This window comes from Paracoccus sp. S4493, assembly GCF_000967735.1.
GTDB lineage: Bacteria > Pseudomonadota > Alphaproteobacteria > Rhodobacterales > Rhodobacteraceae > Paracoccus > Paracoccus marcusii.
This window is the reverse complement of sequence record NZ_JXYF01000222.1, coordinates 1-449: the sequence shown is the minus strand read 5'-3', so window position 1 is coordinate 449 and position 449 is coordinate 1. Positions and strand designations below refer to the sequence as shown.

The window sequence follows — 449 nt, the reverse complement described above, 5'->3', positions numbered from 1 at the left end:
GGGGGCCGCGTCGCGCTTACGAATGTGCAAAAGGTGGCTGATGAGATAAAAGAAAAAATAGTGGCCTGCCCCTATCAGGTGGTCCGGTTTCAGTCTTAGTGCATTTCGGGTCTTGGCGCTACAGCTGGGGTGGCCGGCGAAGCGGCTCCGGATGGCGAAGCCGGCCACTGGATGGCCTCGGGAGCTGGCGGGCGATACCCCAGTGATGAGTGCGGGCGCTTGGTGTTGTAATGGCGGCGCCAGCTCTCGATGATAATCTTCGCCTCAGCGAGGCTGTAGAAGATCTCCCCGTTCAGCAGCTCGTCGCGGAGCTTGGAATTGAAGCTCTCACAGTAACCGTTCTCCCAGGGGGACCCCAGCTCGATGTAGGCGGTCTTCGCGCCGACGGCGACGATCCAGTCCCGCACCGCCTTTGCGATGAACTCCGGGCCATAGCATGTTGGGAATGA

General features: G+C 60.6%; 1 protein-coding gene. It reads right to left on the bottom strand.

Annotated features, from left to right (window positions below; all coding sequences use genetic code 11):
- Positions 1-95: 95 nt before the first annotated feature.
- On the bottom strand, positions 96-449 hold a 354-nt coding region (locus TW83_RS16505; RefSeq protein WP_045983877.1), incomplete at its 5' end, for an integrase core domain-containing protein.